Origin of the sequence: Devosia insulae DS-56 (genome assembly GCF_000970465.2) — a bacterium.
Lineage (GTDB): Bacteria > Pseudomonadota > Alphaproteobacteria > Rhizobiales > Devosiaceae > Devosia_A > Devosia_A insulae.
On sequence record NZ_LAJE02000263.1, the window covers coordinates 1 to 6,595 of the forward strand.

Annotated in this window: 4 protein-coding genes; all 4 read right to left on the bottom strand. The window is 68.2% G+C overall.

Annotation, left to right across the window (positions count from 1 at the left end):
* Nucleotides 1–245: 245 nt before the first annotated feature.
* From VW23_RS18565 to VW23_RS18580, 4 genes are read right to left on the bottom strand one after another with little or no spacing between them, the layout of a single operon-like run.
* On the bottom strand, nt 246–1,538 hold the full coding sequence (locus VW23_RS18565; RefSeq protein WP_069911034.1) for a class II D-tagatose-bisphosphate aldolase non-catalytic subunit: 1,293 nt from the start codon (nt 1,536–1,538) through the stop codon (nt 246–248).
* Entirely contained in the window at nt 1,535–3,580 is a 2,046-nt protein-coding gene (locus VW23_RS28325; RefSeq protein WP_084646298.1) for an ROK family protein, read from the bottom strand. The genes VW23_RS18565 and VW23_RS28325 overlap by 4 nt, the downstream gene beginning before the upstream one ends.
* Nucleotides 3,580–4,440 carry a hypothetical protein gene (locus VW23_RS18575; RefSeq protein ID WP_069911035.1) on the bottom strand — a complete coding sequence of 287 codons (861 nt, stop codon included), beginning with the start codon at nt 4,438–4,440 and terminating at the stop codon, nt 3,580–3,582. Before VW23_RS18575 ends, VW23_RS28325 begins: the two co-directional genes overlap by 1 nt.
* Nucleotides 4,440–6,440, bottom strand: a complete 2,001-nt coding sequence (locus VW23_RS18580; RefSeq protein WP_069911036.1) for a DUF5107 domain-containing protein — start codon at nt 6,438–6,440, stop codon at nt 4,440–4,442. The genes VW23_RS18575 and VW23_RS18580 overlap by 1 nt, the downstream gene beginning before the upstream one ends.
* Nucleotides 6,441–6,595 lie beyond the last annotated feature (155 nt).

Here is a 6,595-nt window from a genome sequence, read left to right on the forward strand (position 1 = left end):
GGCCGGAGGGCATTGGCTGAGCGATACCGGATCACTCACTGGAGCAGGCAGCTCCGTCCCTTCTCCCCTCAGGGGAGAAGGTGGCCGAAGGCCGGTTGAGGGGTGAAGCGGCGCAACACGCGCTCGCTGAGAGGCTGAACCCCTCACCCTAGTTCCGCTATGGACCTGAAGGTCCTAGCTCCACTAGCCCTCTCCCCTCAGGGGCGAGGGGACGATGTGGCTCCGTCCGCGCGAAAACTGCATCCTTAAGTCGCCACCCCAACGCACGCGAAATACGGCACCAGTGCCGTCTGCACCTCGGCGTAGATCAGCGCCCTTGCCCAATCCGGTGACCGAGACTCCAGCCGTTCCGCCCGGGCGATCACATCCGGCGCGAAGTATTGCTCCAGCAGCGGCGCCACGGGCTTCTTCGTGCCGAGCGCCGCCAGCAACTGCCCGACGGCCTCGGTCGCCTGTGGCTGGGCCCAGTAGTAGCGAATGCGGTCGGCGTAGCTGAAATGCCGCAGCAGCTTCAGCGTTGCGGCGTCGCCGGCATAGTGCTTGGCCCAGTTCTTGGGGTTGTCCAGCATTAGCGCTTCCATCACCGGGGCGATGGGTTGGCGGTCGGCGTCGGGCGCCAGCCAGCTTGCGACGCCGTCGAGCGCGTAGATCGCCTGGCGGTAGGCGAAGGTGAGGGCGGGGCCGACCTTCAGCACGGCGAAGTGGCGCTGCGCCAGAGCCGGGAAGACGTCCGGATACTGGTAGTCGGTGGAGTGCGCCTCAAAGCTCAGCCCGTCATGGCCGTCGAGCACCGGCGACAGCAGGTCGGGCGAGGCGATGTCGAAGCGGTGGATGTGGTCGGGGGCGAACTCCAGGCCCGGCTGCACCACGAGGCCGACGGCACGCTGCCAGGCGCTTTGCTCCAGCCCGAGCGCCGCGAAGGCGTCGCGATGCGCCCCGATGGTGGCGCGGGCATTGGCCGGCTCGGTCGGAGCAATGCCGATAGGGCCTTCCTCGGCGCGGGCGCCACCGGGGGGCGGCACTTCGGTGCCGAACATGTAGCTCAGTGCGGTCGGATCGGCGGTCGCGGCTTCGCAGACCGCGGCGAGGTCGGCGGCGCGCGCCGCGCTCAGCGCATCGCCGACCGCGGCAGGCTCGCCGGCGCAGCCTTCCGAGCAATCGAGGTGGATCTTGGTGAAGCCGGCTTTGACATAGGCGGCGACGAGATCGCGGGCATTGGCCATGGCGATATCAGCCGACTGGTCGCGCCAGGCCTGGGGCCCGAGGTGGTCGCCGCCGAACAGCACGCGGCTGGCGTCGACGCCGGTGCGCGCGGCGATCCCGCGAATGAAGCTGATGAAGTCCGGCGGCGTCATCCCGGTATAGCCGCCGAACTGGTTCACCTGGTTGCTGGTGGCTTCGATCAGCAGCGGCACGTCCCACTCATCGGCCAGCAGCAGCGCGGCGGCGAGTACGTCGGGGTGGGCGGAGCAGACCGAGGGCAGGGCCTCGCCCGAGCCGTTGCGGTTGCGGGCGATGAGATCGCGGAGTTCCCTCATTTGCGGGCTCCCGCCACCAGCATGGCGGCGCCACGGACGCCGCTGGCATCGCCGAAACGGGCGGTGGCGAAGGCCGGCTGGCGTACCCCGGGCAGCATTTTGGGCGCAAAGACCCGCGACAGTTCGGTGACCAGGCCATCGATGTTGGAGAGACCGCCGCCGATCACCACGCAGTCGGCATCGATGGTGAGCTGGATGGTGTGGATCAGCTCGCCGAGGATATCGAACCAGATGCCGAGCACTTGGCGCATCGTTGCGTCGCCCGAGGCGGCGCGGGCGACGATGGCGGCGGAGTCGACCGTCTCGCCGGTGAGGTGTTTGGCGATGCGGCCCATGCCGGGGCCGGAGAGCAGGGTCTCGTAGCAACCGGTGCGGCCGCAGCCACAGGCGACAAGCGGCAGGTTGTGCCGCTGCACCAGTTCGGCTGGCAGGCCGAAATGGCCGACTTCACCGGGCAGGCCATTGTGGCCGACGACCAGCTTGCCATCTACAGTGACGCCGCCGCCAACACCTGTGCCGAGGATCAGCCCGAACACCGTGCGATAGCCCGCGCCGGCGCCACCATTGGCTTCGGAGAGGGCAAAGCACTTGCAGTCGTTTGCCACCGGAATGGCGCGACCGATACGGGCCGAGAGGTCGGCGCTGAGGGTGTGGCCGGTGGCCGGTACGTTCGAGGTCATCGAGATGCCGGTGGCCGGGTCGATCAGCCCGGGCAGGCCGACGCCAAGGTCCACTTTGGTGCCGGCCGTCTGGTCGAGCCAGCCGACAGCGCCCTCAAGCGCCTGCAGCAGCTCTTCATAGCTGCCCTTGGCAGTGGGGAAGCGCTGGCGCTCGAGCACGTCCAGTTTGTTGTCGAACAGCCGCGCCTCGATCTTGGTGCCGCCGACATCGAGGGCGCCGAACATCTGAGGTCCGGTCTCCGGCAGCGGGTAAAGCTTCACCCCGGCGACGACCCGGGTGAGGTTGCCCGAGGCGAAGGGGTTGTCGACGGTGAGGCCCAGCTTGTGCGACCAGATCACCGACAAGAGCTGCGCCACCATGACGTAGAGCACCGACGACCAGGCATCGTTGCCGACCGACGGCACAGGGATATCGGCGCCGGCGGCGGGGTCGCCGAGCCGCAGCACCACATCGGCGCCGAACTGCGCCGCCACTTCGGTGGCGAGGTCGGTGTCGTAGCGGCTTGTATGCGGGTCGGAGGAGAGCAGCACGAAGACCCGGGTCTTGGCATTGGTGATGGCCTTGGGGCCATGGCGGAAGCCGAGAGTCGAATCCCACGAGGTGGGGATCTGGCCGGCCGCCAGTTCCAGCACCTTCAGCGCGCTTTCGCGCGACGAGCCGGTGAGTGGGCCGGAACCGAGGAACACGGCGCGCTCCGGCATCGGCAGCGCGATCAGCCGCTCCAGCTGTCCTGACAGCAGCGCCTCGGCGCCATCCGCCAGTCGGGCCATGAGCTCGGCGACCGGTGCCGGCGGGGCGGGGTCGAACACGGCGAGCGCCGTCAGCAGCATGGTGGTGTAGCTCGACGTCATGGCAAAGCCGCTGTCGTCGGTTTCGGGCGGCAGCACGATGTTGCGCAGCTCGCCTGGGCCGGCATTGTTGGTGCGGGCCAGCGCGCTGTTGGCGTTGCAGGTGATGTGCAGCCGATCGGCTTCCGGCGCATGCGCGGCGAGCAGGTCGAGCGTGCCGATGGTCTCGGAACTGTTGCCGCTGCGGCCGAACGACACCACGAGGAGCTTTACCCCGGGCCTGAGGTAGTTGCGTGGCGCGGCGATCAGGTCGGTCGAGGGGATGGCGCGGAAGCGGATCGGGCCGGGCGCGCTGTTGAGATGGCTCGCCAGCGTCTCGCCGACAAAGGCCGAGGTGCCGGCGCCGCAGAACCACACCTCATCCGGTCGGCGCTCGGCGATCCAGGCCGTTACCTCGGCGGCGATGGTCGCGAGACGCGGGCCGAAGCTGCGCCAGATCGCCGGCTGGCGCTTGATCTCGCGGGTGGTGGCCCAGCGGTCGAGGTCGGCGGCAGGGAACGTGGCGTCGGTCATCAGGTGCTTCCTTCCGGCTCGACCCGGTGAACGGCGACGCCATGCTGCTCGAGCAGGGCGGCGGTGTCATCGGCAAGGCCAGTGTCAGTGATCACGGCGTGGATACGGTCAGGCTCGCAGATCCGGTGCAGGGCCGGGGCGCGGAATTTGGTCGAATCGGCGAGGACGATCACCCGCTGGCTCACCGCCACCATGGCGGCGTTCTGGTGCGCCTCGGCCTCGTTGAAGGTCGAAAGCCCCAGCACTGGGTCGATGGCGTCGGCGCCCAGATAGATGGTGTCGAAGCGCATGCCGCCCACCGTGCTCTCGACCATGCGGCCGGACAGCGAGTTGGATTCGAAGCGCACCGTGCCGCCCGGCAGCATGACGGTATGCTGGCTGGCGCCGCGAAACGCCTCGGCGATGTTGAGGCCGGTGGTCATGATCACCAGCGGGTTGGCGGCCCTGAGGTTCTCGGCAAAGAGCTGGGTGGTCGAGCCGGAATCGATGATGATCGAGCGGTCGTCGCCGACCAGCGACAGGGCGAAACGGGCAATGGCGCGCTTGGCGGCAAGGTTGACTACGGCCTTGTCGCTGACGCCGGGGTCGATGAACGCCCCTTGCGCCTCGCGGGCCAGCGACATGGCCAGCGCAATGCGGAAATCCGGCAGGCCCTTGAAACCGAACTGGCGGCAGAAGCGCAGCACGGTGGGCTCGCTCACCCCGGCGGCGCGGGCGATCTCCTGCAGCGGCTCGCGGATGAAGGCTTCGGGCGAGGCGAGGAGGTACCCGCCCACCAGCTGGAACGCCTTGTTGTAGCCGCCGAGCCCCAGCGAGATCGACTGGATCAGCGTCGGGGCCGTGGGCTCCAATGCCGCCATTACTTCACCTCATCGACGGCCCGCATGCGGAAGTTGAGATGCGCCGGCACCGGGTGTTGCTTCAGCCGTTCGGCCAGCTCGGCCGGTGAAGGGGCGCGTTTCAGCGCCTGCTGCAGGCGACCGCGCTGCAGGGCGACCCAGAGCTCGTCGAGCAGGTTCTCGCCTTCGCGCACCGTGGCGAAATGGCGGTCGAGCAGGCGTTCGAGCAGGTCGAGATCGCCCTCCGATGCCGCCACCATGGCGCGGCCGAGGTGCACCCGCTCGTCGGTGAGCGCCGAGGCCGGCAGGCCCGAGGCAAAGGCGCGCAGGCGCTCGAGCCGACCGTGTTTGACCAACAGGCTGACGATCTCGGCGGCGAGGGCCGGCGGCGCATCGCCGCTGGCCCAGGCAGCGAGATAATCGCGGTCGGCGGCGTCGGGATCGCTGGTGACCAGGGCGCGCTGGCGGCGGCCGAGCCAGGTGGGTTTCAGCGCAATGGAGCGCTCGAACAGGGCGCGCGCCGCGTCGCGATCGCCATTGTCGAGCGTGGCGATGCCGAGCAGCAGGGCGTGGAGCCAGGTCTCGCTTTGCTTGTCGCGGCTCTTTTCCAGCGCCGCCACCCAGAGGGGCGAGACGGCGAAATCGGCCGGAACGCGCTTGAGGCTCGCCTCGGAGAAGCGGCCGGTGGTCGCGAGCTCATCCCAGCAATCGGTCGGGTGCGGCACGGCGAAATCGAGGCCCTGGGCGAGCGGCTTGCCGGTGAGCTTTTCCTGCCGGCTGCCCCAGGCCGAACCGTCGCTCAGGCGTTTGGTCAGCGGCTGGCGCGACACTGCGGTGAGGAAGGCGTCGACATCGGCGAGCTCGGCGGCCGGGAAGCGGGCGTCGATCGCGGGGCCGGTGGCTCGGCTGGCCTTGTGGTAGTCGGCGTCATGCACCTTGGCCGGATCGACGCTCAGCGCGCCATAGACCTCGGTCCAGTGCACTTCGCTGTTGGGCTGCAATTCGAAGCGCTGGTTCTGCGTCGGGGCGATGCCACTCTGGATTTCGATGTAATCGCCCTCATCGGGCTTGGCCAGGTAATCCATCCATTGCTGGCCGCCGGCGCCGGTGCCGAAATAGAAGAACTTGCGGCCCTTGAGCGCCGAGGTGGCGGTCTGGGCGAGGCCGACGCCATCGGCATCGAGCCCGGCAATGAACAGCCGCTCGGCATCGGGCTTCCGGAAGAACACCGAGGTCGAGTCGCGCCATTTGTCCGGATAGGAGCCATCGAAACGGTCGGGATCGGGGAAGGGGAAACGGGCCAGCTCGTTATTGGGCAGCACGTGCTCGATCGAGTAATCGGCGGGAGCGAGGACGCGCATGCCCTTCGACATCGGCGCCGCGACATTGGTCCACCAATAGGCGAGCTTCACGGCATCGGTATTGTTGACGATGCGGCCATGCACATAGAGCCGGTCGTCGTCATCGGGGAGGAACAGGTCGATCTGCCAGGTGGCTTCGACGATGCGGTCGAACTCGTAGAGCCTGAGCACCGGGCCGCGGTCGGTCTCGATGCTGCCGGCGAACACCTGGGCGGTGGTGAAGGGGGTGTGGCCGGGGATCAGGCCGTTCCACTCGATGCCGCCCGAGAACCAGGCGTTGAGCGCGGCGAGGTTGGCCGGCTGGAACACGGGGTTACAGAACACCAGGTCGCGGCCGAGCTTCAGGTCGTGCAGCTCCATCAGGCGGCCGCCATATTGCGGCGCCACGGAGACGCGCAGGCGCCCGTTCTCCAGCGTCACCAGCGGCATTTCGCCCGGCTCCTGCGAGCGATCGTAATCGTCGTAGACCCGGTAGGGCAGGATCGAATCCTTGCCCCAGTTGAAGCCGTGGGCGTTTTCCTCGTCGGTGAGGCCGCGATTGGGCGGAGTGTTCTTGTCGAGGGTGGGCTGCTGCCAGCGGAAGCGGGGCAGGGTGCTCGGTCCGCCCAGGTTCGACATCGGCAGTTGGCGCGACGTTCTGGTGATCTTGGTCTTGGTCATTGGCGCCTCCCGGTCGTGCAAGCGCGGCGAAAGTACACGGCGGGTGTAGTTTTGCAACATGGATGTTTGTGAAACTACATTCTCGCTAGGGAAAGCTCGGCGCGGGAAGAGTACCCCCCACCCTGTCCCTCCCCCGCAAGGGGGGAGGAGACCAA

Excerpts from the sequence above, each read along its gene's own strand:
- VW23_RS18565 (WP_069911034.1), bottom strand. The coding sequence starts at position 1,538 with ATGAGGGAACTCCGCGATCTCATCGCCCGCAACCGCAACGGCTCGGGC.
- VW23_RS28325 (WP_084646298.1), bottom strand. The coding sequence starts at position 3,580 with ATGACCGACGCCACGTTCCCTGCCGCCGACCTCGACCGCTGGGCCACC.
- VW23_RS18575 (WP_069911035.1), bottom strand. The coding sequence starts at position 4,440 with ATGGCGGCATTGGAGCCCACGGCCCCGACGCTGATCCAGTCGATCTCG.
- VW23_RS18580 (WP_069911036.1), bottom strand. The coding sequence starts at position 6,440 with ATGACCAAGACCAAGATCACCAGAACGTCGCGCCAACTGCCGATGTCG.